This window comes from Streptomyces sp. SCPE 10, assembly GCF_051980735.1.
In the GTDB taxonomy this organism is placed as follows: domain Bacteria; phylum Actinomycetota; class Actinomycetes; order Streptomycetales; family Streptomycetaceae; genus Streptomyces; species Streptomyces misionensis.
This window is the reverse complement of the sequence record NZ_CP197069.1, coordinates 1,239,224-1,262,522: the sequence shown is the minus strand read 5'-3', so window position 1 is coordinate 1,262,522 and position 23,299 is coordinate 1,239,224. Positions and strand designations below refer to the sequence as shown.

At 71.8% G+C, this 23,299-nt stretch carries 24 protein-coding genes; 19 read left to right on the top strand and 5 right to left on the bottom strand.

Annotated features, from left to right (window positions below; all coding sequences use genetic code 11):
• Window positions 1–100 precede the first annotated feature (100 nt).
• Together ACSP97_RS05895 and ACSP97_RS05890 are read left to right on the top strand one after the other, a co-directional pair.
• Window positions 101–580 (top strand): ATP-binding protein, encoded by a 480-nt coding sequence (locus ACSP97_RS05895; protein WP_355153917.1) that lies wholly within the window; start codon window positions 101–103, stop codon window positions 578–580.
• A 102-nt stretch (window positions 581–682) separates the two neighbouring features.
• Window positions 683–880 carry a hypothetical protein gene (locus tag ACSP97_RS05890; protein ID WP_440556628.1) on the top strand — a complete coding sequence of 66 codons (198 nt, stop codon included), beginning with the start codon at window positions 683–685 and terminating at the stop codon, window positions 878–880.
• 270 nt (window positions 881–1,150) lie between these two features.
• Here the strand turns inward: ACSP97_RS05890 and ACSP97_RS05885 are convergent, their stop codons facing one another.
• Entirely contained in the window at window positions 1,151–2,071 is a 921-nt protein-coding gene (locus ACSP97_RS05885; protein ID WP_355153878.1) for a LysR family transcriptional regulator, read from the bottom strand.
• Window positions 2,072–2,206: 135 nt separating this feature from the next.
• Between ACSP97_RS05885 and ACSP97_RS05880 the strand changes: the two genes are divergently transcribed.
• The 5 genes from ACSP97_RS05880 to ACSP97_RS05860 all read left to right on the top strand — a co-directional run bounded on the left by ACSP97_RS05880 (window position 2,207) and on the right by ACSP97_RS05860 (window position 5,863).
• Complete coding sequence (locus ACSP97_RS05880; RefSeq protein ID WP_355153880.1) at window positions 2,207–2,968, top strand: SDR family oxidoreductase; 762 nt, start codon at window positions 2,207–2,209, stop codon at window positions 2,966–2,968.
• A gap of 72 nt (window positions 2,969–3,040) precedes the next feature.
• Window positions 3,041–3,481 carry an SDR family NAD(P)-dependent oxidoreductase gene (locus ACSP97_RS05875; protein ID WP_440556625.1) on the top strand — a complete coding sequence of 147 codons (441 nt, stop codon included), beginning with the start codon at window positions 3,041–3,043 and terminating at the stop codon, window positions 3,479–3,481.
• A gap of 43 nt (window positions 3,482–3,524) precedes the next feature.
• Complete coding sequence (locus tag ACSP97_RS05870; protein WP_440556624.1) at window positions 3,525–3,935, top strand: hypothetical protein; 411 nt, start codon at window positions 3,525–3,527, stop codon at window positions 3,933–3,935.
• 60 nt (window positions 3,936–3,995) lie between these two features.
• The gene (locus ACSP97_RS05865; RefSeq protein WP_440556622.1) at window positions 3,996–4,904 is read left to right on the top strand and encodes an alpha/beta hydrolase; all 909 of its coding nucleotides are present in this window, start codon (window positions 3,996–3,998) and stop codon (window positions 4,902–4,904) included.
• Window positions 4,901–5,863, top strand: coding sequence for an NADP-dependent oxidoreductase (locus tag ACSP97_RS05860; protein WP_355525095.1), 963 nt, complete (start codon window positions 4,901–4,903; stop codon window positions 5,861–5,863). Before ACSP97_RS05865 ends, ACSP97_RS05860 begins: the two co-directional genes overlap by 4 nt.
• Before the next feature lie 1,189 nt (window positions 5,864–7,052).
• On the opposite strand, the gene pepE is transcribed toward ACSP97_RS05860, so the two are convergent.
• Both pepE and ACSP97_RS05850 read right to left on the bottom strand, forming a co-directional pair.
• Window positions 7,053–7,787 carry a dipeptidase PepE gene (pepE, locus tag ACSP97_RS05855; RefSeq protein WP_435644120.1) on the bottom strand — a complete coding sequence of 245 codons (735 nt, stop codon included), beginning with the start codon at window positions 7,785–7,787 and terminating at the stop codon, window positions 7,053–7,055.
• Between the two features lie 64 nt (window positions 7,788–7,851).
• The gene (locus tag ACSP97_RS05850) at window positions 7,852–8,667 is read right to left on the bottom strand and encodes an IclR family transcriptional regulator (protein ID WP_355153892.1); all 816 of its coding nucleotides are present in this window, start codon (window positions 8,665–8,667) and stop codon (window positions 7,852–7,854) included.
• Window positions 8,668–8,851: 184 nt separating this feature from the next.
• Here ACSP97_RS05850 and ACSP97_RS05845 point away from each other — a divergent pair, with 184 nt between their 5' ends.
• The 3 genes from ACSP97_RS05845 to ACSP97_RS05835 all read left to right on the top strand — a co-directional run bounded on the left by ACSP97_RS05845 (window position 8,852) and on the right by ACSP97_RS05835 (window position 12,674).
• Window positions 8,852–9,841 (top strand): DUF1177 domain-containing protein, encoded by a 990-nt coding sequence (locus ACSP97_RS05845; protein ID WP_355153894.1) that lies wholly within the window; start codon window positions 8,852–8,854, stop codon window positions 9,839–9,841.
• 225 nt (window positions 9,842–10,066) lie between these two features.
• Entirely contained in the window at window positions 10,067–11,788 is a 1,722-nt protein-coding gene (locus ACSP97_RS05840; protein ID WP_355153895.1) for an OPT/YSL family transporter, read from the top strand.
• Window positions 11,789–11,879: 91 nt separating this feature from the next.
• Window positions 11,880–12,674: an AroM family protein gene (locus ACSP97_RS05835; protein ID WP_355153897.1), complete on the top strand. Its 795-nt coding sequence runs from the start codon at window positions 11,880–11,882 to the stop codon at window positions 12,672–12,674.
• A gap of 34 nt (window positions 12,675–12,708) precedes the next feature.
• Here the strand turns inward: ACSP97_RS05835 and ACSP97_RS05830 are convergent, their stop codons facing one another.
• The gene (locus ACSP97_RS05830; RefSeq protein WP_440556619.1) at window positions 12,709–13,209 is read right to left on the bottom strand and encodes a hypothetical protein; all 501 of its coding nucleotides are present in this window, start codon (window positions 13,207–13,209) and stop codon (window positions 12,709–12,711) included.
• 65 nt (window positions 13,210–13,274) lie between these two features.
• Complete coding sequence (locus tag ACSP97_RS05825; protein ID WP_440556617.1) at window positions 13,275–13,934, bottom strand: TetR/AcrR family transcriptional regulator; 660 nt, start codon at window positions 13,932–13,934, stop codon at window positions 13,275–13,277.
• 177 nt (window positions 13,935–14,111) lie between these two features.
• Between ACSP97_RS05825 and ACSP97_RS05820 the strand changes: the two genes are divergently transcribed.
• The 9 genes from ACSP97_RS05820 to ACSP97_RS05780 all read left to right on the top strand — a co-directional run bounded on the left by ACSP97_RS05820 (window position 14,112) and on the right by ACSP97_RS05780 (window position 23,235).
• Window positions 14,112–15,143 carry a medium chain dehydrogenase/reductase family protein gene (locus ACSP97_RS05820; RefSeq protein ID WP_440556615.1) on the top strand — a complete coding sequence of 344 codons (1,032 nt, stop codon included), beginning with the start codon at window positions 14,112–14,114 and terminating at the stop codon, window positions 15,141–15,143.
• A 219-nt stretch (window positions 15,144–15,362) separates the two neighbouring features.
• Window positions 15,363–15,557 (top strand): SRPBCC family protein, encoded by a 195-nt coding sequence (locus tag ACSP97_RS05815; protein WP_440556613.1) that lies wholly within the window; start codon window positions 15,363–15,365, stop codon window positions 15,555–15,557.
• Between the two features lie 322 nt (window positions 15,558–15,879).
• Window positions 15,880–16,473: an SRPBCC family protein gene (locus tag ACSP97_RS05810; RefSeq protein ID WP_440556611.1), complete on the top strand. Its 594-nt coding sequence runs from the start codon at window positions 15,880–15,882 to the stop codon at window positions 16,471–16,473.
• A 143-nt stretch (window positions 16,474–16,616) separates the two neighbouring features.
• Entirely contained in the window at window positions 16,617–16,994 is a 378-nt protein-coding gene (locus tag ACSP97_RS05805; RefSeq protein WP_388290744.1) for a hypothetical protein, read from the top strand.
• A 557-nt stretch (window positions 16,995–17,551) separates the two neighbouring features.
• Window positions 17,552–18,688 (top strand): serine hydrolase domain-containing protein, encoded by a 1,137-nt coding sequence (locus tag ACSP97_RS05800; protein ID WP_440556610.1) that lies wholly within the window; start codon window positions 17,552–17,554, stop codon window positions 18,686–18,688.
• A gap of 1,102 nt (window positions 18,689–19,790) precedes the next feature.
• A complete protein-coding gene (locus ACSP97_RS05795; protein ID WP_388315625.1) occupies window positions 19,791–20,246 on the top strand; it encodes an ASCH domain-containing protein in 456 nt (151 codons plus the stop codon).
• Window positions 20,247–20,348: 102 nt separating this feature from the next.
• Complete coding sequence (locus ACSP97_RS05790; RefSeq protein WP_355326755.1) at window positions 20,349–21,047, top strand: TetR/AcrR family transcriptional regulator; 699 nt, start codon at window positions 20,349–20,351, stop codon at window positions 21,045–21,047.
• 241 nt (window positions 21,048–21,288) lie between these two features.
• Window positions 21,289–22,431: an FAD-dependent oxidoreductase gene (locus tag ACSP97_RS05785; RefSeq protein ID WP_440556608.1), complete on the top strand. Its 1,143-nt coding sequence runs from the start codon at window positions 21,289–21,291 to the stop codon at window positions 22,429–22,431.
• Window positions 22,432–22,503: 72 nt separating this feature from the next.
• The gene (locus tag ACSP97_RS05780) at window positions 22,504–23,235 is read left to right on the top strand and encodes an alpha/beta fold hydrolase (RefSeq protein ID WP_440556606.1); all 732 of its coding nucleotides are present in this window, start codon (window positions 22,504–22,506) and stop codon (window positions 23,233–23,235) included.
• The last annotated feature ends 64 nt before the right edge of the window (window positions 23,236–23,299 follow it).

Below are 23,299 nucleotides of genomic sequence, written 5' to 3'. Positions count from 1 at the left end.
GATGCACGACTGTGATGGAGCCGACAGTTGGCGTCAGGCGTCATCCATACAGGCGCGGGTATCCGCGCGCAAGGCGTACGGGGTAGTGGAGGCGGGCGTGCTGGAATCAGCGCCGGTGAGCGAGGACGGCACCACGCCGGGCGAACAGGTCGTCCAGACCACGGTGGCTTTGGACGGGGACGGCACCCTCATCGCCCGGGCTCGCCATCTGGCCGCTGAGTTCCTTACGGGTGTGCAGGCTGACCATGGGCTGCCGGTTTCACAGCGCGCGATGGATCTGACCCAGCTGGTGGTGAGCGAGCTGGTCACCAACGCCCGTAAGTACGCGCCGGGGCCGGTGCTGCTGGAGATGCGGATCACTGGCGACATGGTCGAGGTCGTGGTGTGGGACTCCGACCCCGCGCTGCCCATCGCCCGGGCCGCGGACGCCGGCCGGGTGGGACAGCACGGCTTGGAGATCGTCATGGCCGTCGCCCAGGGCTTCGCAGCGCAGCGCGAGCCGGTCGGCAAACGCGTCACCGCCCGCATCGCCCTGCAGGACGACCCGGGCGGCGCGGTCGCCGGACACCGCCCCATGTGACAGGGCGGCGCGGGCAGGAGCCACGGAACCTGCGCACGGCCGGTAGCCGCATGCCGCCCCGGGCACTTGTCTGCGGCTGTCTTTTGTGAGGGGCCCGACGCCGTGCTCATCGTTGCCTGCCTGCTGCTACCCGTACTGGCGCTGCTGCTGTACGGGACCGACCGCATCGAAGACTGGCTCACCCGCACACCACAGCCATCGCGTCACGCTCGTCCCCGGCATCTGCGGCTGATCCAGGGCGGCAGCCAACAACTCCTCACGCGTCCGCGAACCGGCCGGCGCCGGTCCGATGCCGCCTGACCGACGCCGGCAGGCGACCCTCGTTTCCGCTGCGGTCGCCTCCTTCATCCCATCCCGCGCGAGGCCGCCGGCACCCCGGAGAGCCTTTCGCCCGAGGCCGACCCCGGCCGCCGGCGACCTGCGCCCGCTGCGCGGCCCGGACGCGCCGGAGCTGGACGAGGACGAGTCGGCGGCCGAGTGAAGCAGAGGCGTCAGCCGGTGGGCAGCAGTGTGGCGTCGTACTGCTCGACGGCCCAAGGCGGCGCCACGCAGGGGAGCAGGAACCAGTCGCTAGTGCTGGGTCGGCTCCGGCAGTTCGGAGGTGACGGCGCGGATGGCGTTCCGCAGCCAGCGCTGCGCCGGGTCGCCGTCGAGCCGGGGATGCCAGGCCATGTGGTATCCCAGTGGCCTGATTTCCTGGGGGGCGGGCAGGATGCGGATGCCGGGTTCCGGGCCGTGCTCCGCGAGCAGCCGCGCGGGCAGGGTGAGGACCAGTCGGGTGCCCAGGACCGAATGCAGGGCCAGGGAGTGGTAGGGGACGGTCAGTCCGGCCCGGCGGCGCTCGCCGAGGTCTTCCAGGCGTTGTTCGATCGCGGCCTGGCGTTCGCCGATGGTGCCGACGATGACGTGGGTGGCGTCCAGGTACTCCTCCAGGCCGATCGCCGGACGTTCGGCGAGCGGGTGATCCGCGGAGAGCACGCAGACGAACCGATCGTCGAGGAGATGCTCGGTGTGCAGGGTGGTAAGGGGCGTTGATTTGGCGAAGAACACCAGGTCGACGACCCCCCGGTCGAGGTCCTCGTAAATGGCGTCGTGCCAGGTTCGGAAGTGCAGTGTGGAGCGCGGCGACTCCCGGAACACACGCTGGAAGACCGCGGGCGCGAACACCCGGGTGAAGTCGGTACCCGCGACCCGGAACGCCTCGGCGGCCTCGGCGGGGTCGAACTCCTCCGGGGCGAACAGGCTCTCCAGCCGCGGCAGGACTGCCCGCAGCTGACGCTGGACGCGCTCGGCCCGCGGGGTGAGCCGGTACCCACCCGGCGTGCGCACCAGCAGCTCGTCGCCGAGGGTGCCCCGCAGCCGCTGCAGGGCCCGGCTCATCGCCGGCTGGCTCATTCCGGCGACTTCGGCGGCGCGGGAGACATGCCGCTCCTCCAGCAGTGCGGCCAGCGGAGCCAGCAGATTGAGGTCGACCCGTTCGATATGCACCACCTGAATAATCTATATCTCAATGATGCATTGGACAAATATGTGCGGGCGGCGGAGGGTTGATCCGGTCGCCGGGCGGATCGCCCGCGAACCAGCACAGTGCCAGGCGTCCGTCTGGACGCCGGATCAGGAGCAGTGATGAACGGCGCGGTATCGCAGCACGGATCCAGCCGGCCCAGGGTGGCCGTGGTGACCGGCGGTTCGGGCGGAATCGGGGGCGCGGTCGCGCGCCGGCTGGCCGCGGACGGCACGGCCGTCGTCGTCCACTACGCGGGCAGCGCGGCGAAGGCCGAGGCGGTCGTCAAGTCGGTCACCGCAGCCGGCGGCACGGCGGTGGCCCTGCCCGGCGACGTCGCCGATCCAACTGAGATGACCGGGCTCTTCGACGCCGTGGAGGAACGTTTCGGGAGCGTCGACGTGGTCGTCAACACCGCGGGGATCATGCTGCTGGCCCCGCTCGCCGAGATGGAGCTGGAAGCCTTTGACCGGATGCACCGGGTCAACGTCCGCGGGACCTTCGTGGTCTCCCAGCTCGCGGCCCGCAGGCTGCGCCCCGGCGGCGCACTGATCAACTTCTCCACCTCGGTGACCCGGCTCCAGCAGCCCGGCTACGGCGGCTACGCGGCAACCAAGGGCGCGGTCGAGGCCATGACCCTGATCCTGGCACGCGAGCTGCGCGGCCGGGATGTCACCGTCAACGCGGTGGCCCCCGGGCCGACCGCGACACCGCTCTTCGTCGAGGGCAAGAGCGAGGAGCTGATTGCCCGGATCGCCGCCGCCGCACCCCTGGAGCGGCTCGGCACCCCCGAAGACATCGCCGAGACCGTCTCCTTCCTGGCCGGCCCTGCCGGCCGCTGGATCAACGGCCAGGTGCTGTTCAGCAACGGCGGCATCGCCTGATCCTCTCCACCACGTCCGCCTCTCTTCTCCCTCTTCGTTCCTCCCCTTCACTTCTCCGATGGGAGACCCACCATGTCGACTGTGCTCATCACGGGTGTCGCCACCGGTATTGGCAACCTGACCGCGCGGGCCCTGGCCCGGGCCGGCCACCGCGTCTATGCCTCGATGCGCGCCCCCGGAATCCGCAACTCCGCCCCCGCCGAGGAACTGCACCGTCTGGCCGAGGTCGAGCCGCTCGACGTGCACGTGGTCGAACTCGACGTCGCCTCGCAGGAGTCCGCCGACCGCGCGGTGGCGGCCGTGCTCGAGAATGCGGGGGCGCTCGATGTGGTCATCCACAATGCCGGGCACCTGGTCACCGGCTACGTCGAGGCGTTCACCGCCGAGGAGATCGCCCACCTGGTCGACGTCAACACCCTCGGCGTCCAACGGCTCAACCGCGCCGCGCTGCCGCACCTGCGCGGGCAGGGCGGCGCGGCACCCTCCTCTACGTGGGCAGCACCGTCCCGGTGACCACACCGCCGTTCCTCGGTCCGTACGCGGTCTCAAGGCGGCGATGGACTCGCCGGCCCTGGTGACCTCCTACGAGGTGGCCCCGCACGGCATCGAGACGTTGATCGTCATGCCGGGAGCCTTCACCGAGGGCACCGACCACTTCCCCAAAGCGGGACGGCCCGTGGACGCCACCGGTGTCACCGCCGGCTACCGGGTATTGGACCCGCTGGTAGCCCGCAACGAGCAGGCCACGGTAGGTCTGTTCACCCCGGGCACGCAGGCCGACCCCGTGGTGGTCGCCGAGGAGATCACCAGGATCCTGTCCCTGCCCTTCGGCGAGCGCCCCTTCCGCAGCGTGGTGGGCCTGACCAACTCCCTGGTCGAACAGGCCGACTCCGCAGTGCCGGAGGCGCGCTTGGACGTCGTGCGACGCATGGGCTTCGAGGAGGTCCTGCACGTCGCCCAGGTGTAGGCCACCCCGGGCCCGTTCCGTAACCGAACACATCACCTCGCCTCGCAAGGAAACGACGACATGACCCGCAGTCAGCTGGACTCCGTCTCCAACCTCTTGCTGAACTCGCCGCTGGACCTGGGCGGCGACGTGGCCAAGATGCGCCGCGTCTTCGACGAGATACTCGGCGCCGCGCCGCTGCCCGACGATGTCCGCACCCGGACCATCGACCTGGGCGGGGCACCCGCCGTCGAGGTGCGCACCGGCGCCACCGCTCCGACGGCCGGCACCGTGCTGTACTTCCACGGCGGCGCCTACGCGATCGGCTCCGCCGCCGCCAGCGTCGGCCTGGTCTCCGAGATCGCCCGGCGCACCGCGGCCACCGCCTTCTCCGTCGACTACAGGCTCGCCCCCGAACATCCCTTCCCGGCCGCTGTGGACGACGCGCTGGCCGCCTACCGGGCAGTGCTCGACCGAGGCGTCCCGGCCGGCTCGATCGCGGTGACCGGTGAGTCGGCCGGCGGCGGCCTCGCCCTCGCCCTGCTGCTGGCGATCCGGGACGCGGGGCTGCCGCAGCCTTCGTCCGCGACCGTCCTGTCCCCCTGGACGGACCTCACCCAGTCCGGCGGCACCATGACCACCCGGGCCGACACGGATCCGGCGCTCACCCGCCGGGCCCTTCAGACCCGGGCAGCCGACTACCTCGCCGGGGCGGATCCACGCACCCCGCTGGCCAGCCCCCTGCACGCCGACCTGCGCGGACTGCCACCGCTGTTGATCCAGGCCGGCGGCCGGGAGATCCTGCTCGACGACGCCCTGCGGCTTGCCGCGCGGGCCGCCCACGCCGACGTCCCGGTCACCCTGCGGACCTTCCCCGGAGCGCCGCACGTCTTCCAGGGCTTCGCCCCGCTCGTCGACGAGGCGGCGCAGGCCCTCGACCAGGTCGCCGCCTTCATCAACGGCCATATCCAGCCGGAGGGACGCCCGTGAAAGCCGTACGTTTCCACCGCTATGGAGACATCGACGTGCTCGGTGTCGAGGATGTCGAACCGCGTCCGCTGGGCCCACGCGACGTGCTGGTACAGGTGCGGGCCGCCGGGATCAACCCGGGCGAGGCCAAGATCCGTACCGGGGCCCTGCACGAGCGGTTCCCCGCGACGTTCCCCTCCGGACAGGGCAGCGATCTCGCCGGCACCGTCGCCGCGACCGGGGCCGCAGTGACCGGCTGGGCGCCCGGGGACCCGGTTCTCGGCTGGTCCTGGGAGCGGTCCAGCCACGCCGAGTACGTCGTCGTCCCGTACGACCAGCTCGTCCGCAAGCCCGACGGGCTCCCCTGGACCGCCGCAGGCGCCCTCTACGTCGCCGGCAGTACCGCCTGGGCAGCGGTCACCGCTGTCGATGCGAGGGCCGGCGAGACGGTCGTGGTCAGCGGGGCCACCGGCGGGGTCGGCACCATCGCCGTCCAACTCCTGCGCCTGCGTAGGGCGCACATCGTCGCGATCGCCTCCCCGCGGCACCGGGACTGGCTGGAGTCCCAGGGCGCCACCCTCGTCCACTACGGGAGTGGAGTCACCGAACGCCTCCGCCGGGCGATCGAAGGCGACGGGGCCGGCACGGCGCACGCCTTCCTCGACTTCCACGGCGGCGACTACCCGCGGATCGCGCTCTCCCTGGGAGTGCCGCCCCGCAAGGTCAACACGCTCGACTACGGCCTCGCCGCCGCGCTCGGCGCCCGGGCACAGGGCAGTGCCGAGGGCACCAGCCGGGCGGTGCTGACCGAGTTGGCCGAGCTGACGGCGGCCGGCCGGATCGAGGTCCCGATCAGTCGGACCCACCCGCTGGGAGAGGTCCGGGCGGCCTTCACCCACCTGGAACACGACCACCCTCTGGGCAAGGTCGTCCTCCTCCCGAACGCCGTCCCCGACAGCACCGAGAGCAACGACGCTTGACCTGAAGCTGCTTGACGCCAGCTCAGGTGGGGGGCGGGGGCCCTTGATGAATGCCCGGTACCTTCTCCGCAGCGGCTCCGGCGAGCAACCCTCGGCATCAGGCAGCCCCGCGGCCGAGTCGGGGTCCGAGTATGAGCGGACCAGGAAACCGTTACCGCTGTCAGAAGTTGCGACAGGCCGTGACCCGAGCCGTCAGGTCGTCTTTCCGGCTTCCCACCTGTCGTCAAACGATGGTGAGCTCAAGCGGTCAGCACATCACCGTTGTTGTCTGCGCCGATGCCTTTGCCCCGTCCTCGCGGGCGCTCGCGCCGGGCACGACGCCCCCCACCCCGGCCCGCTGCCGCACCAGACGTACCCCGCACTGGTCGGCGGTCCACTGGACGGCTGCTGCTCGACAACACCGGCTGGTGTCCGCAGGTAATTGATGACGGCACAGCCCTGGTGACCGAGCTGGGGCGGTGGCCGGCGGCCGGTCGCTGTACGACCCGTGTCCCGGCGAGCCGCGCTCGTCGGGCGGCCCGGGTGTGGTGTGGCAGCTCCGGCGCACACCCGGACTCCTCAAGCTGGCCCGAAGGCCGCGGCGGGACCAGCGGCGGAAGTCCGCACGTCCCGGAGCCTCGCCCCGTCCGGATAGCGTTGATTGTCAAGAATATGCCTCTTAAAGGATGATCGGCGGATTCGTCCGGGCGTGTCGATGCCGATTGCCGAAAGCATGTGACATCGCCGGATCTGTTGGCGTATGTGCCCAACAGCGACTTTTCGTCGGGGAGTTCAGGGCGAAAGGAGTCAGCACGGCGAACGAGCCGCACTACGGGGACCGGTTCCACCTGCTGAACCTCTACAACGGTGACGGGGGATACCTCGACGTCAACGGCGGCGCCAGCGCAGGCGGGGCGAAGTACCAGGTGGCCACCGCGGCGGTCGCCAACCGCCGGAGCGACAGCGGTACGTGGGAGATCGTTTCGGTCGGCCGGGGTGCAGCGGCAGTACTCCGGCACCGCCGGGCGGACGGAAAACTGCCAGGTCGGTCCAGTTCACGCGCCCACAACCTGACATCGGCAAGGTCCCCACCCATCATCACGACAACGACGAAGCTGGCCACCCGGCACGGCAAAGACCGTTGCAGTACGAGCCGGGCTGGAGACCACACGAGGAGCCGGCGCCGGTCCCCGGCCCGGTCCCGGTCACGTCAGGTGGTGGCTGGGCCCACGTCGAAGCGCGCCGGGGCGGTGAGCAACTCGCTCAGGTCGGTGCCCGGACCGTACTCCTCGGGGGCGGCGCCCCGGCGGAACAGGCGGGCGCCCGCGGCGACACCCGCCAGCTCCAGCCGGTCGTCTTCGCGGACCAACCAGGTGCCCTCGCGCAGCCCGAGCACCGGGACCGCGTTCTCCTCCAGGAACTGCGTCAGGCGCTCCTCGCGGGTCTCTCCCATGTGCGCGCTCCCGGGGGCCGGGTCGAGGTAGTGGGGGTTGATCTGGAACGGCACCAGGGCCAGCGCCTCGAAGGAGGGCGGCTGGACGATCGGCATGTCGTTGGTGGTGCGCAGGGTGGGGCAGGCCATGTTGGTGCCGGCGCTCGACCCCATGTACGGCGCACCTGCGGCCACCCGGTCACGCAACGCCTCCACCAGGCCCGTGGTGTGCAGGGCGCGCAGCAGGCGGAAGCTGTTGCCGCCGCCGGTGAACACCGCCTGGGCGTCGGCGGCCAGGCGTCGCGGGTCGCCGGTGTGCACGCCGCGCACGGCGATGCCCAGCTCCGCCATGAAGGCGGCGACCTTCTCGGTGTACCCGTCGTGGTCCGCCAGCGCGTATGGCACGAACAGCAGCTCCCGGACGCCGGCCAGGTGTCGGGCGATCGCCTCGCGCGCGTGCTCGAGATAGGCGTGGCCCGGGGCGGTGGAGTTGGAGAGCAGCAGCAGCTTCATGCGGTCTCGGTTCCTTCTGGTCTGGGCCGGTCGGCGGACCGGCGGGTGGGCGGTGGTCCGGCGGTCAGCCGCGCCGGGCGGCCCGGGGTTCACGGGGGCCGACGGGAGAGCGTCCCCGGCGCGGGGCCAGCAGCTCGCCGAGGGTGTCGGCGGTGGCCTGCAGCCGGCGCAGCATGTCCTCGCTCGGGCCGCGCAGGCGCTCGTGCGGTCCGACCAGGCTGACGGTGCCGACGGGCTGCGCGTGCACCGTTACCGGTACCGCCAGACCGGCCGTCGCCGGGTCGTACTCGCCCTCGGAGTAGGCGTAGCCGTCCACCGGCACCCGGCACATCAGCTCTTCCAGGCGTGCCGGATCGGTCACCGTGAACTCGCTGAACCGGGCCATGGGCCGGCCGTAGAGCAGGCCGGCCCGGGCTCCCGGGGTGAGCATCCCGAAGTACGCGCGGGAGGTGGCTCCCGCGTGCCCGGGGTAGAGCTCGTCGGCGAGCCGGTAGGCGCGCAGCGGCCCGAAGGAGCCGTCGGCGGACTCCACGCAGCGCAGGTGGGCGCCGTCGGGGACCGCGAACAGGGCGGTCACCCCGCTGCCGGCGGCCAGTTCGCGCAGGGCGGGGCGGACCAGGCCGGCCATCCCGCCGTGCCGTTCCCAGGCGGTGGCCATGTGCCAGACGGCGGGGCCAAGCCGGTAGCGCCGCGTCACCTCGTCGGACACCAGGAACCCGCGGTGGGCGAGCGAGGCGAGCAGGCGCTGGGTCACGGACTTGTCCCAGCCGAACTCGGCGGCCAGGTCGGTGACCCCCCATTCGTCCCGGTCCTGGGAGAAGGCGAGGAGGACCTGGAGGGCTCGATCGGCGGTCTGAAGCGGTGCACGGTCAGCGGTCACGTGCGCACTCTACCGCTATGCGCCGCACTGTTGCATATAAAGAGAAATGGTTGTGCTCTGTGAGATTGAAGAGGCAACCTGCTCGGACAGCCGGACACGTCGGGTCTCTCGGCGCCCCGCGCCGCCCACGGCCGGAAGGCCGTCCCCGTGTCCCACCGCACCGCCGCGCATCCAAGGAGCCGCCGTGCTCAAGCACGTCCTGGAAGTCATCGAACTGCTCGACCGGCCGCAGGCCAACGGCCGGCTGCTCGCCGACCACCTCTGCTCCGTCCTGGACACCGCCCGCGCCCAGGCGGCGGGCACCGCCGACCTGCCGGACCCGGCCCGGGTCGGGATCAGCGTGGAGCGCGTCGAGGGCGCCGGGGGCGGCACCGACTTCGTGAAGGTCACCGTCCCCGGGCGCGCGGGCAGGCAGGCCGGAGGCTCGGCGCCCACGCTCGGCATCCTCGGACGGCTCGGCGGCGTCGGCGCCCGGCCCGAGCGCGTCGGTCTGGTCTCGGACGCGGACGGCGCCGTCGCCGCCCTCGCCGCGGCCGCCAAGCTGCTCGACATGTACGGCCGCGGGGACGTGCTGGAGGGCGACGTGGTGCTCAGCACTCACGTCTGCCCCGACGCCCCCACCCGTCCGCACGACCCGGTGCCCTTCATGGACTCCCCCGTCTCGGTCCTGGACTGCAACCGCGCCGAGATCGACCCCACCATGGACGCGGTCGTCTCCATCGACACCACCAAGGGCAACCGGCTGCTCAACCACCGCGGCGTCGCACTCTCCCCGACGGTGCGGCAGGGCTGGATCCTGCGCGTCAGCGACGACCTGCTCGGCATCCTGGAGACCGTCACCGGCGAGGCGGCACACGTCTTGCCGATCACCACCCAGGACATCACGCCCTACGGCAACGGCGTCCACCACATCAACTCCATCATGCAGCCCTGTGTGGCCACCGACGCGCCCGTCGTGGGCCTCGCCGTCACAGCCGGCAGCGCCGTCGCCGGCTGCGCCACCGGGGCCAGCCACGAGGGCGACATCGCAGCCGCCGGCCGCTTCGCACTGGAGACCGCCAAGGAGTTCGGCCGCGGCGCCGCCCACTTCCACGACGCGGCGGAGTTCGACCGCCTCGTCGAGCTCTACGGCCCGATGACGCGCCTCCAGGCCACCGGCGACGCTCGGGGCTGACCCGTTCACCGCCGCCCGACCGTCCGGCGACGGGGCCGGCCGGGCGGCGTGCCCGGGCCGGCACCGCGCGCGGTGGCCCACTTCAGGACCGGGACCGGACCACCCAGCCCCCAGCGACCACCAGGCCAGGAGCGAACCCGCCCGACCGCCGACCACCGCGACCACCCCGACCGCCCGGCCCTGGCGCAGCGCCCAGGCATCCCTTCCCGTCCACCGGAGCCCGACATGACCCACTCCCCGGCCGCGCAGGCCGCCGAAGAGGCCGGCGTGCCACGGCATCCCAGAGCCTTCGAGCCGGTCACCCTCGTGGTGACCGTGCTGCTCTCCGTACTGGGCGCGGTCATCGGGCTCGTGCTGATCACGACGCTCGGCATCGCACCCAACACCTCGGTCATCGGCGCGCTCATCGCGATGCTGGTGGGCCGCGTCTCCTTCGCCGCGCTGCGCCGGATGCGCGACCCCAACCGCCAGAACCTGGTGCAGTCCGCCGTCTCGGGGTCGACCTTCGCGGCGGCCAACTCGCTGGTGACGCCCATCGCGGTGCCCTTCCTACTGGGCCGCACCGACCTGGTCTGGCCGATGCTCGGCGGCGCGGTGATCGGCCTCGCCGTGGACAGCTGGGTGCTGTACCGGGTGTTCGACTCCCGGCTGCTGCCTGCCACCGCGGCCTGGCCCGCGGGCATCGCCGCCGCCGAGACCATCCGTGCCGGCGACGAGGGCGGCCGGAAGGCGAAGCTGCTCGGTGTCAGCGCGCTCGTCGGCTTCGTCGGGGGCCTGTTCAAAGTGCCCACCAGCGCGGCCGGCGTCGCCTTCCTCGGCAACATCTGGGCGCTGCTGATGTTCGGCGTCGGCCTGCTGGTCGCCCAGTACGCACCGGTCCTCCTGCACGTCGACCTCTCCGCGCACTACGTTCCGCACGGCGTGATGATCGGCGCCGGGCTCGTCGCCCTCGTGCAGGCCCTGCTGATGATGAGGAACCGCGGGGGACGGAAGACTGCCGAGGCCGTCGAAGGGCCGGCCACCGAGGGGGCCGCCCCGGGCGGCGAGCCGGAGAACGCCCGGCCCGCGCACTTCGCGCCAGAGGTGCGCACCGTCGACGCCGCCCGACTGCGCCGCGGCCTGCTGGAGGGGCTGGTGCTCTTCGTCGCCGGCGCGCTGGTCATCGCCCTCATGGGCGGCGTGCTGTCCGGCATGGGCGGGGCCGGCCTGGTCGGCTGGGTGCTCCTCGCCGGCGTCGCCGCGCTGGTGCACCAGCTGATCGTGGGGCTGGCGGCCATGCACTCCGGCTGGTTCCCGGCCTTCGCGGTCACCCTCATCTTTTTGATCCTGGGACTCGTCCTGGCCATCCCGATGGTGCCGCTGGCCCTGCTCGTCGGCTACGCGGCCTCCACCGGGCCTGCCTTCGCCGACGTCGGTTTCGACTTCAAGGCGGGCTGGCTGCTGCGCCGCGACGGCGTGCCCTGGCACCCGTACGAGGTGGCCGGCCGCCGGCAGCAGTACCTCTCGCAGCTCGTGGGCTTCGCCGTGGCGGTGCTCGTGGTGGCCGTGGCCTGGAAGCCGTTCTTCGCCGACGGGCACGTGCCGCCCGTCGCCCAGGTCTACGTCGACACCATCAAGACCGGCCTCACCGACGGACACGCCCTGGCAGTGATGGGACTGTGGGCCATTCCCGGCGCGCTGGTCCAGCTGCTCGGCGGCTCCTCGCGGCAGATGGGCGTCCTGCTGGCCACCGGACTGCTCGTGGCCACCCCGCAGGCCGGTTGGCTGGTGCTGGCGGCCCTGACGGTACGGGTGCTGTGGCGGCGGCACGCACGCCGAAAGGCGGCGGGCGCGGCGGCGGAGCAGGCCGCCACCGAGGCGGCCGACAACGACCTGGCGCTGGTCGGGGCCGGCCTGGTGGCGGGCAGCTCACTCAGCGACGTGAGCCAGATCGTCAGGACCTTCTGACAACCCGCCCGGCGCGCGCCACCGCGTACCGGGCGGACGCACACCCGAGGCAGATCCCGGTCAGACACCGGGAGGCGAAGGAGGGGCAGAGATGACCACCACGGACCCGGCCACCACACCCCGCACCGCACATCGCGCCGGCGACCCGGCCACCGCGGCGGAAGACCAGGCCCGGCCCGCCGCCCTCGGTCTGGTCACCATCGGCCAGGCCCCCCGCTCCGACCTCACCGAGGACATCCGCCCGCACCTGGGCGGCCTGCGCCCGGTGGAGCACGGCGCACTGGACCTGGACCGCTTCGACGGGCCCGACGCCGACCGGGTGCGCGCCGAGGTCGGCCCGGTCGCCGGCGAGGCGCCGCTGATCTCCCGCCTGCGGGACGGCAGTTCGGTGCGGCTGGGCCACGACGCGCTCGCGCCCCGGATGCGGGAGGCCGTCGCCCGATGTGAGCGCGACGGGGCGGGCGCCACCCTGCTGCTGTGCACCGGCAGCTTCCCGCCCGTGGCCGCGACCCGGCCGGTCCTGTACGCCGAACAACTGGTGCAGCACGGGGTGCGGGCGGTGGCCGGGGGCGACCCGGTCGGCGTGGTGTGCCCGCTGCCCGCCCAGCGGGAGGATGTCGGCCGCCGTTGGGCGCGACTGCTCCCCGGCCAGGTGAGTGTCGAACCCGCCGACCCCTACGCACCCGACGCCCTGGAGAGCGTCGCCGGGGCCGCCCGCGTGCTGGCGGCGCTCGGCAGCCGCTGGCTGGTGCTGGACTGCGTCGGTTACACCGAGGCCATGCGCGCTGCCGCCGCTCGCGCCGCCGGGCCTGCGGTGCCGGTGCTGCTGGCGCGTGCCCTGGCAGTGCGGCTGGCGGCGGAGGCCGCGGCCTCGGGGCGGGGCTGAAGGCAGCGCCCGGCGATCGGCCCGACCCGACCGGTCACTCGGCCGGGTGGCGTGCCCCCGGCGTCGGCTCGCTGGCCGCCGCCGGTGCGGTGCCGAGCACCGCGCCCTTCCCGGAGCCCTCCGCTGCGAGATCGCCGGCGGGTCGGTCGTTCAGCGAGCGCCCGCAGGCCGCGGCGCGGGCCAGGACGGAGAAACCTCTCTCCGCCCCGCAGGCGATGCTGATGCGCATCCCGTCCAGGACAACGCCCATCGTGGCCAGGGCAATGTCCGCTGTGCGGCAGGCCCGGGCGACGGCAGCACGGTCCACGCCGAGAGCAGCGATCCACGCCTGCATCTCCTGCGGCCGCAGCCCCACCCGCGCCCAGGCCCGTGGCCGGGGCCGCAGCTCGGCAGCGGGCAGATTCGGGGCTTGGCGGCCGAGCAGGGTGAAGGCATAGGACTCCAGCGAAGGCCCATCGCCGCGGCGGCGGCCAGAGCGGTCCGCGCGTCGGGGGGCCGCGGCGGCGCGGGCGGTGCGCCGACGCACCTCGGCCACGTCCAGGCTGAGGCTTTCGTGGGCGGCGATGGCTTCAGCGGGTAGGCGGCAGAGCGGAGGTGTACCTATCGGGTCAGGTGGCGCAGTTCGCTGGTGTAGAGCTCGGCCGGGTCGAGTCCCATGCCGGTGAAGTGGCCTGCCAGTTCCAGGGAGAGGATGCCGTGCAGGCGGGTCCAGAAGCGCAGGGCGCGGCGCAGCGCGGCCGGGGGTGCGGGGTGGTCGGCGGCCCACCCGCGGTGCTGGGCGAGGTGGGCCTCCAGGCGGGCGTCGGTGTCGTCCGGGTTCTCCGCGGCTGTGTCGGCCGGCTGGGCGGCGTCGAGGAGGGCGTCCATGATCTCTGAGGCGATCGTGGTGATGTCGTCGGGTGCGTGGTAGCCGGGGACGGGTGTGCCGTAGATGAGGAAGTAGCGCTGGGGGTCGTCCAGGGCCCAGGCGCGCAGGGCGTGTCCCAGACCGGGCAGGTCTGCGCTGGAGTCGGCGGTGGCGCGTAGGGTGTCGGCGAGGCTGCGGTAGGCGTCGCGGATCAGCTCGGTGATCAACTCGTCGCGGCTGGCGAAGTACCGGTAGAGCGCGGGGCCGCTCATGCCCATCTGTTTGGCGATGGCGTTCAGGGACAGCCCCGCCGCCCCGGCGGCGGCGATCTGTTCCCAGGCGTGCTGCTTGATCTCGGCGCGTAGCTGGGTGCGGTAGCGCTCGCGTGGGGTCTCCTTGCCCGCAATGGCCATGTGTTGATCCTTTCCTTGTCGTGTTCGCCGGCTCTCGTGATCCGGGTGAGCGGCTGCTCGCACGCCCTGGGTTAGACCCTATTACGAACGTGCTTGACTGTCACTGTTCGACTGCGTTATACCTTCTAACGAACGCGCCAGCCGCTAACGACGCTGGTGGAGTCGATGGAGGTCGCCATGAACGCCGCAGAAATGATCGAGGTCGTGCTGCCGGGCAAGGTCGAGCCGGAGGAACTGCAGGTGCGGCGGAGAGCCGTCCCGAGTGCCGGGCCGGGACAGGTCGTCGTCCGCATGGAGGCGACTGGTGTCTCCTTCGCGGAGCAGCAGATGCGCCGCGGCCGCTACTACGACCAGCCGCCCTTCCCCTTCGTCCCCGGCTACGACATGGTCGGCACCGTCCTGGCGGCCGGGGACGGGGTCGGCGCAGGCCTCGTCGGTACCCGGGTGGCCGCGCTGCTGAAAGTGGGCGGCTGGGCCAGCCACGTCGTCCTCGACGCCGCCGACGTGGTGCCGGTCCCGGACGGGATCGGCGCGGCGGAGGCGGAGACCGTGGTGATCAACGGCATCACGGCCTGGCAGATGCTGCACCGCAAGGCCCGCGTCCGTGCCGGGCAGACCGTCCTGGTGCACGGCGCCAACGGGGGAGTCGGCTCGGTCCTGGTCCAACTCGCCCAAGCCGCCGGGGCCAACGTGATCGGCACCGCCTCCGCGCGCCACCACGCCGCCCTGCGGGAAGGGGGAGTGATCCCGATCGACTACCGCACCGAGAACATCCCGGCCCGCGTCCGCGACCTCGCCCCGCGCGGCGTGGACGCCGTCTTCGACCACGTCGGCGGCCGTGACATCGTCGACTCCTGGCGCCTGCTCGCGCCCGGCGGCACCCTCGTCTCCTACGGCAGCGCCTCCACCCGCGACGACGAGGGCTCCAAGCGGTGGCCCGTCCTCAAGCTCCTCGGCCGAATATGGCTGTGGAACGCCCTGCCCAACCGCCGCCGCGCCTACTTCTTCAACGTCTGGGCCGGCCGCGCCCTGAACCGCAACCGTTTCCAGGCCAGGCTGCGCGCCGACCTCACCGAGGTCTTCGGAGCGCTCCGGCGCGGTGAGATCACCGCCCAGATCGCGGCCGAACTGCCCCTCATCCAGGCTGCCGAGGCGATGCGGATGGCCGAGTCCGGCACCGTCGCCGGAAAAGTCGTCCTGCACGCCTAACGCACCACTCGGGAGCCGATACACATCCGTCCCCCGGCGATTGCAGCGTTCACGCGCCCGCCGCGCTCTCTGGGCCGCGAAGGTGCCGACTACAGCGTTGCGCAACCCGACGGCTGACCACCCCAGCCCCTTCGCCCCTGACGCCACGCCCACCGAGGGGAAGTCACCGCCAGGTTCACCATTGACGCCACCGCCCCCGTCATCGTTCGGCTGACCGCCGTGGTCGATGCCCCGCTGGAGCGCGTCTGGGCCCTGCACACCGACATCGACGCTTGGGCCGACTGGAACACAGACGTCGACCAGGCACGGCTCGACGGCCCGCTGCTGCCCGGAAACTCCTTCTACTGGAAGACCCACGGCATGGATATCACCTCCACGATCCGCGAGGTCGTCCCCGGCCAGCGCCTGGTGTAGGGCGGACCGGCAGGCGGCATCGACGGCGTCCACGTCTGGACCTTCGAGCAGACCGGCAGCCAGGTCACCGTCCGCACCGAGGAGTCCTGGAGCGGCGCCCCCGTCGACGCCGCACCCCAGCAGCTCGGCCAGGCCCTGGAACAGTCCCTGACCACCTGGTTCGCCGGCATGAAGACCCGCACCGAGCGGACCGACTGACACACACGGCCTCAAACCGCCATCACCCGCCTCCGGTACCCCATAACTACACCCACTCCGCTGCCCGGCCCGGTCCGCTGCCCGGCAGATAACCCCCGCCACAAGTGCTGAAAGGTCCCCGACCATGCGAATCCCTACCCTGACGAAGCTCGCCACCGCCACCGCCGGCGCCGTCCTCCTCGCCACCGGCACCGCTCACGCCCTCAACAACGACGAGCCCACCCCCGCCACCACCATCGCGGCCGGCACCGCCGCTCACACCGACGACGTGCAGATCGACGCCGGCGCCCCGGTCATCACCCGCGACAACATCCTCATCCACGCCCCCTTGCAGACCATCTGGAAGATCCAGACCGACGTCGAGAACTGGCCCACCTGGCAGCCCAACGTCGAGACGGTCGTCAAGGACACCCCCGGACGCCTGCGCCCCGGCTCCGTCTTCCGCTGGAGCACCGAGGGACTGAACATCACCTCCACCGTCAAGCAGGTCGACTACGGCAAGCGCCTGGCCTGGGGCGGCCCCGCCCAGGGCATCACCGCCGTGCACGTCTGGACCTTCACCCCGACCTCCGGCGGCGTCCTCGTCCACACCGGGGAGTCGTGGACCGGCGACCCCGTCAACGCCAACCAGGCCGCGCTGCAGGCCGCCCTCGACAACTCCCTCCACAACTGGATCAACAACCTCAAGCACCAAGCGGAAAGCCAGGTCAGCAAGTAGCCCCTCCCGCGCTTCCGGAGCACAAGCCGCTCCGGAAGCGCACTCGCAAGCCCTCGTCCTCGCGTGCCCAGCCGGAAACAGATTGGACTCATGGCAGCCCGGCCAACGGCGCCGAACGCGGCGAGCGCCGCCGCCGCGCGCTGGTGAACCTGGAACCCCGCTACCGACCGCATCTGCTGCTGCGAGGCTTCTGGTCCGGTCAGTTCGGCGTCAATATCAAGTCCGTCGGAGTGCCGCCCTTCGGTGACGCGATCGCCTTCACCCAAGGGTCCGTCGCGGACCGTCCGATTCGCCGCCGCCGAGCCCTGCCCGTCGACTTCACCAGCCCGCCGCACGAGTGCTCGGTCGCCCCGACCTACTGGGGCACCCTCCCCGAACTGATGGAAGTGATCACGCACGCCCGGCAGGAGAAGAGCAAGGTGCTGGTCGAGCACTTCCCTCTGCAACGCGCCGACGAGGCGTACCAGCTCCTGCACGACGGCAGGATCCAAGGCCGCGCCGTCATCACCCCCCACGCGTGAATGCGGTCGTCGAGGCGAACGGACACCACGAGACGCCCCGGGGGGAACCGACGTCTTACGGAGTGGTGCTGTGCAACGACGCCGCCGACTCGCCGTCACGCGGTAGCCGGCTCGGGCACCCGGCGGCCCATCGCGGCCACCTGCGGCGGCAGGTAGCTGCCCAGGGCCTCGACGTCGTCGCACAGGCGGGCTCGCAGATGCGTGTGAACACAGCCCTCCGGGACGGCCGGCGCGCCCTCGCCGAAGCGCAGGGTGATGCGCGAACGGCCGTGACGGCGGCGTCTCGGGGGCTCCGGCGGCCCGCGACGGAGGTGGCCACACCCGTGCCCGGACCACCGTACGACGAGGGCCCGCCGCCTCTCCCGTGCCGGGCGGTCCGTCTTCCAGTGGCGTCCAGCGCAGTTCAGCGCCGTGACACGGCCCACTATGACGACCGGTCATATATGGCCGCTCGCATGGACTGTTCGCGGCGTCGCCGTTGTCCGAGGCTCGCCACGACGCCGTGCACCACCGCCCGGCGCGGCCTTCACGGCTACCCAGTGACGAGGAGACGCCTCATGAAATCTGCACGTCTGATCGCCGTCGGCGCGGCGCTGACGCTCGCGGTACTCACCGCCGCCCCGGTCCACGCCGATGCGCCGACGGCCGCGAGCATCCTAAAAGCCGGTGCGCAGAAAGGCATCGCCGACGGCTACCCGGGCGTGGTCGGCCAGGTCCGCTCCGGTGACAGCGCGCAGTACGTGTCAGCGGGAACCGGCAACACCGCCACGAAGGCGCCCGCTGATCCGCAGGCGCAGTTCCGGATAGGCAGCAACACCAAGGCGTTCATCGCGACCGTGCTGCTGCAACTGGAGGCCGAGAACAAGCTTTCCCTGGACGACTCCGTCGCCCGGTGGCTACCGGGCGCCGTCGACGCCAACGGCTACGACGGCAGCCGGATCACCTTGAGGGAGCTGCTCAACCACACCTCGGGCCTTCCGGACTTCGTACACGACACGTCGTTCTACAACTCCTACGCCGCCAACCGCGAGCCCGACCGGGCCCGGCCGCCCCAGACCCTCGTGGACCTGGGCCTCGCGCTGCAACGGCCTTCTTCTGAGCCGGGCGAGAAGTGGGCCTACTCCAACACCAACTACGTTCTGGCCGGCATGGTGATCAAGGCGGCCACGGGCAACGACCCGGCGATCGAGATCACCCGGCGGATCATCGAACCGCTCGGCCTGCGGCACACCGTCTTCCCCACCTCCGACCCGACCCTGCAAGGCAACTACCTGCACGGCTATGCGTACGGATGGCTAGGCACGGTGCTCACGGACGTCACGGTCTCCAACGTCCAGGCGATGGGCTCGGCAGGCGCGATGGTGTCGAACCTGGACGACCTCGCCGCCTTCACCAGGGCGCTGCTCGACGGGCAGCTGCTGCCGCCCGCACAGGAGGCCGAGCTGAAGACCACGGTCCCCACCGGGAGCGCCGGCATCAGCTACGGGCTGGGCATCAGCCGGTTCCAGCTGCCGTGCGGCCGGTGGGTGTGGTCCCACAACGGGGCCGTGCTCGGCTACTTCAGCACGTGGTACGCCGACGACGACGGCAGCGAGCAGGTACTGGAAGCCAATACCGAATACCACCTCCAGGCACCGACCCAGGGCCAGACGGACACCGACAAGGGGATGAGGGACGCCTTCTGCGCGCTCTGACCGGCCGAACCGTTCGCCTGGCGCTGCCCGTCCGACAGTCAGACAGATTGGGGTGAGCATTCGGTGCGGACAACGTGGGTTCCCGGGGACGGTGTCAGGGGTGCCACGATGCGGCGAGGACGACGAGCGCGATCGCAATGGCGAGAGGGGTGAGGCATCCGCTGCCGCCGCTCGCGCTCTTGCCGGTGTTCTCGACCTGGCCGCTCGGGACGATTCCGGGATGGTTCCTGGTGTAGTGCGTGAGCTGCTCCCGCCCGCCCTCGGACTCGGTGCCTCAGGATGTCTTGGCTGGTCGCTCAGGGCTGCAGGGCGTCGAGCGGCAGAACGCGATGGAAGACGACCCTGGATTGGGGTCGTTGTAGTCATCGATGATCTCCGCGTCGAAGCCGAGGTGGCGCCAGCTGGTTGCGCGGCGGCCGATACCGCCGCGCCGCTCGCGCAGCTGCGCGCATGGTGGAAGACGAGCGCGATCCTCACCTCCGGGGTCGCCGCCGACATCATCACCTCCCTCCTCGATCCCTCCTCGAGCACGCCCGCGCCGCGGCCGCGGCGATCCGGGCCCGGGTCGCCGCCGTGGCTGACATAGCGCTGTCGGCCGTCGACGTCGCCGCGACCGTGTTCGTGAGGAACGACGGCGGCCGCTTCCACCGCGGGCACGTGCTCGCCGAAGCCCGCCGCCACCTCGCCCTCGTCCTGCGCGGCCGCCCCCGCGACCCCGGCCTGGACGACCAGATCATGGCCGCCGCCATCTCCACCCACTGCCTGGCCATCACCGAGCCGAAGGCCATACGCGGCCTGGAGGCCGGCTACCGCCTCTGCACCGCCCAGTGGCCCCTGTCCGATCTCCCGGGCCGCCGCCGGGCTCCGGCCCCCGCCACGCCGCTGGCGCAGCGCGCCGACTCGCGGGCGGCCCCCCAGCGCGGGGCGGGCTCTTCGAGTAACTCGCCGAAGTGTGCGCGGGAAACCCCGGACAGGGCAGGATGGGAACAGGCCGCACGGGCCCAGGCTTGCCTCACAACTCGCCCAACCTGTGCGGGCCTTCCCACGCCATTGGCCGACCAGTCGAATCCGTCGTCGCGCGCGACCGCGTTAGGGTCCTGGCATGCCAGTCGAGCCAGCTCAGAGCACGGCCCCCGCGTTTCTGCCCAGGGCAGAGTTCGCCTTTCCCGGCCCCCTGCGCGACCGGCTTGTCGCGGCGATCCTCGACGGGTCCAAGACCGCGACCACCGCACTGCTCGCCCAGTACGAGCACGAGGGAGAGCCGCTGCCGTGCGTCGGCCGCCGTTCGGTCGTGGTCGACTCCGACGATCGCCCGGTGGCGGTCATCGAGGTGACGGAGGTACGCGTCGTGTCACTGGACGAAGTGAACCTCACCTACGCACTGGACGAAGGCGAGGGCTACACCACAGTCAGGGACTGGCGGGCTGAACACGAGCAGTTCTGGCACAGCGACGAGATGCGACAAGCACTCGGAGACCCCCGCTTCACCGTGCACGACGCCACCCCGGCGGTCCTGCAACGCTTCCGCGTCACAACCCGCCTGCACTCCTCGGCTTGATCAACCACTATTGCGCTCCAGGTCACAGCGCAGGCCTTGTACTTCCTGCGGGCGCATGCCGGTCAGGCCCTGCCCAGCGAACACGTTCGTTACGATCGGGTTATGACTGCAGCAGGAAGAGAGCCGATCAGCCGCCGGGACCGTCCGGCGAAGCCCGCCCTGTCCCGGCGTTGGATTGTGGACACCGCCGTGCGGATCATGCGGGCGGAGGGCCTGGGGAAGGTCACGATGCGTCGCCTGGCGCAGGAGCTGGACACCGGCCCGGCGTCGCTGTACGTCTACGTCGCCAACACTGCCGAGTTGCACGCGGCCGTCCTGGATTCCCTGCTCGGCGAGGTCGACCTGACCGGGCGGGACGGCGGTCGGGGCTGGCGCGAGCAGCTCCGTGCCGTCATGACGTCATACACCCAGGTGCTGTTCGAGCACCCGCAGCTCGCGCGGGCCGCACTCGTCGCCCGCCCGAGCGGTGAGAATTACCTGCGCCTGGTGGAGCGCATTCTCGATCTCCTCTCGCAAAGCGGCGCCGACCGCGAGCAGGTCGCCTGGGGGGTGGACAAACTGCTCCAGGATGCGACAGCCACGGCTGCCGAGCACTCCACCCGTGAGCACGACCCCGCCTCCGATGACGACTGGAACGCCACCGTGCGTGCCCTGCATGCCGTGGACCCCGCCACGCATCCGGCGATCACCGCGCACATGCCGGCCCTGGTCGGCGGCTCGGTGCCGGACAGGATCCGCTGGAGTTTCGACGTCCTCGTCAACGGCATCACGCATACACCTGTCCCGGGCGCAGGGAACTGAGCCCGGGGCGGGGGCCCGTCTGACGGCGGACGCCGCCAGGAGACAGGGAAGTCCTCTTCGCCGCCCGCCGCTACCCCGCATGGAACTTGTTCGTAGCGAACATGTTCGTTACGGTGGCAGTGCAGTGGCCGAGGCACCCCTTGCCGCCCCACCGTGCACGCCGCCCTAGCAAGGAGCCTTGCGGCGTCGGCGGCGATGGCTCGGCACACCGAGGTATCCCTTACTGCTTCCGGAGGCCCCCATGAGCACCACTCATTTCCCGATAGCGATCATCGGCGCAGGGCTGGGCGGCCTGACTGCCGCCCGCGTCCTGTACGTCAACGGCATTGAGTCGGCGATCTTCGAGCTGGAGGCGTCGGCGGCGGCCCGCACGCAGGGCGGGATGCTCGACATCCACGAAACCAACGGGCAGAAGGCCCTGCACGCCGCCGGCCTCCACGAAGACTTCCTCAAGATCGTCCACGAGGGCGGTCAGGCCATGCGCCTGCTCGGCCCCGACGGCACGGCGCACGTGTCCGAGGAGGACGACGGCACCGGCGGCCGCCCGGAGGTGGACCGCGGCGACCTGCGTGACCTGCTGCTCCGCTCCCTGCCCGATGGCACGATCCACTGGGGCCGCAAGGTCACCGGGGCCCGGGCGCTGGGCGACGGGCGCCACGAGGTGACGTTCACCGACGGCTCGGCCATCACCACCGATCTCCTGATCGGCGCGGACGGCGCCTGGTCCCGGATCCGGCCGCTGGTCTCCAACGCCTGGCCCGCCTACACCGGCATCTCCTTCGTCGAGACCGACCTGTTCGACGCCGACACCCGCCACCCGCGCAGCGCCGCGGTCGTCGGCGACGGGTTCTTCATCGCCCTGGGACACGAGCGCGGTGTCCTCGCCCACCGGGAGACCGACGGCAGCCTCCACGTCTACACCGCGCTCAAAGCCGACGAAGGCTGGCTGGACACGGTCGACTTCACCGACCAGGCCGCCGCCAAGGCCGCGGTCCTCGCCCACTTCGAGGACTGGGACGAGGGCCTGCGCGCCCTGGTCGCCGACGCGGACACGATCACCCCGCGCCGTATCCACGCCCTGCCCGTCGGGCACCACTGGGACCGTATCCCGGGCGTGACACTGCTCGGCGACGCCGCCCACTTGATGTCCCCCTTCGCCGGGGAGGGCGCCAACCTGGCCATGCTCGACGGCGCCGAACTCGCCCTGGCCATCGCCGCCCACCCCGGCGACACCGAAGCCGCCCTGGCCGCGTACGAGGAGGCCCTCTTCCCGCGCAGCGAGGAATCCGCCGCCGAGTCCGCCGCCAACCTGGACACGATGTTCAGCGAGAAGGGCCTGGAGCAGATGGTCACCTTTTTCACCTCCGGCCCGGCAGCCCAGTGAGGGCCGCCCCGACGGCCAGCTCCCTCAGCCACCGGACCCCTCAGCCACCCCCCCCGCATCCAGGAGTACCTCATGACCGCACTCCATCAGCGCACCATTCCGGTACGGCCCGGCCTCGACCTCGAAGTGCGCGAGGCCGGCACCAGCGGCAGCCCGGTCCTCGTCCTGCACGGCGGCCCCGGCCCCTCCAGCATCACGCCCCTGATCGACCACCTCGCACCGGATCACAGGGTGGTCGCGCCCACCCATCCGGGCTGGGAGGGCACCGTACGGCCCGACGACCTGGACTGCGTGCCCGCACTCTCCGCTGCCTACCTGGACCTGCTCGACCACCTCTCGCTGAACGACGTGACGGTGATCGGCACGTCCTTCGGCGGCTGGGTCGCCACCCAGACCGTCCTGGACGACCGCGAGGGCCGGATCTCCAAGCTCGTCCTCATGGACGCCATCGGCCCCGTCATACCCGGCCAGGAGATCACCGTGCCTGCCGGGCCAACGGCTCCGGCGACCGCAGGACCGGCGCCGCAGGGCGGACCGACCGCGCGGTCGATGGCCGCCCTGCGCGCCTACGCCGGGCCGGCCATGGCAGACGCCGGCATGCTGCCCCGCCTTTCCACCGTCACCTGCCCGGTCCTGGTGATCTGGGGCGCGGACGACACAGTCGTCACCCCCGACTTCGGCCGCGCCTACGCCGCGGCGTTCCCCCACGCGCGGTTCGAACTCATCCCCGGCGCAGGACACCTGCCCATCCGCGAGCAGCCCGAGGCGGTCTTCGCCCAACTCGGCTCCCTCCTCACCCCCTGAGCCCCCATGCCTGGATGGATGGACTTGGCATACACCGCGGTCGGCGGTGTCGTCGGCGCCGCGC

Coding starts and splice junctions, on each gene's coding strand:
- ACSP97_RS05880 (WP_355153880.1), top strand. CDS start 2,207: ATGAACGGCGCGGTATCGCAGCACGGATCCAGCCGGCCCAGGGTGGCC.
- ACSP97_RS05875 (WP_440556625.1), top strand. CDS start 3,041: ATGTCGACTGTGCTCATCACGGGTGTCGCCACCGGTATTGGCAACCTG.
- ACSP97_RS05870 (WP_440556624.1), top strand. CDS start 3,525: ATGGACTCGCCGGCCCTGGTGACCTCCTACGAGGTGGCCCCGCACGGC.
- ACSP97_RS05865 (WP_440556622.1), top strand. CDS start 3,996: ATGACCCGCAGTCAGCTGGACTCCGTCTCCAACCTCTTGCTGAACTCG.
- pepE (WP_435644120.1), bottom strand. CDS start 7,787: ATGAAGCTGCTGCTGCTCTCCAACTCCACCGCCCCGGGCCACGCCTAT.
- ACSP97_RS05840 (WP_355153895.1), top strand. CDS start 10,067: ATGACCCACTCCCCGGCCGCGCAGGCCGCCGAAGAGGCCGGCGTGCCA.
- ACSP97_RS05835 (WP_355153897.1), top strand. CDS start 11,880: ATGACCACCACGGACCCGGCCACCACACCCCGCACCGCACATCGCGCC.
- ACSP97_RS05825 (WP_440556617.1), bottom strand. CDS start 13,934: ATGGCCATTGCGGGCAAGGAGACCCCACGCGAGCGCTACCGCACCCAG.
- ACSP97_RS05820 (WP_440556615.1), top strand. CDS start 14,112: ATGAACGCCGCAGAAATGATCGAGGTCGTGCTGCCGGGCAAGGTCGAG.
- ACSP97_RS05810 (WP_440556611.1), top strand. CDS start 15,880: ATGCGAATCCCTACCCTGACGAAGCTCGCCACCGCCACCGCCGGCGCC.
- ACSP97_RS05800 (WP_440556610.1), top strand. CDS start 17,552: ATGAAATCTGCACGTCTGATCGCCGTCGGCGCGGCGCTGACGCTCGCG.
- ACSP97_RS05795 (WP_388315625.1), top strand. CDS start 19,791: ATGCCAGTCGAGCCAGCTCAGAGCACGGCCCCCGCGTTTCTGCCCAGG.
- ACSP97_RS05790 (WP_355326755.1), top strand. CDS start 20,349: ATGACTGCAGCAGGAAGAGAGCCGATCAGCCGCCGGGACCGTCCGGCG.
- ACSP97_RS05785 (WP_440556608.1), top strand. CDS start 21,289: ATGAGCACCACTCATTTCCCGATAGCGATCATCGGCGCAGGGCTGGGC.
- ACSP97_RS05780 (WP_440556606.1), top strand. CDS start 22,504: ATGACCGCACTCCATCAGCGCACCATTCCGGTACGGCCCGGCCTCGAC.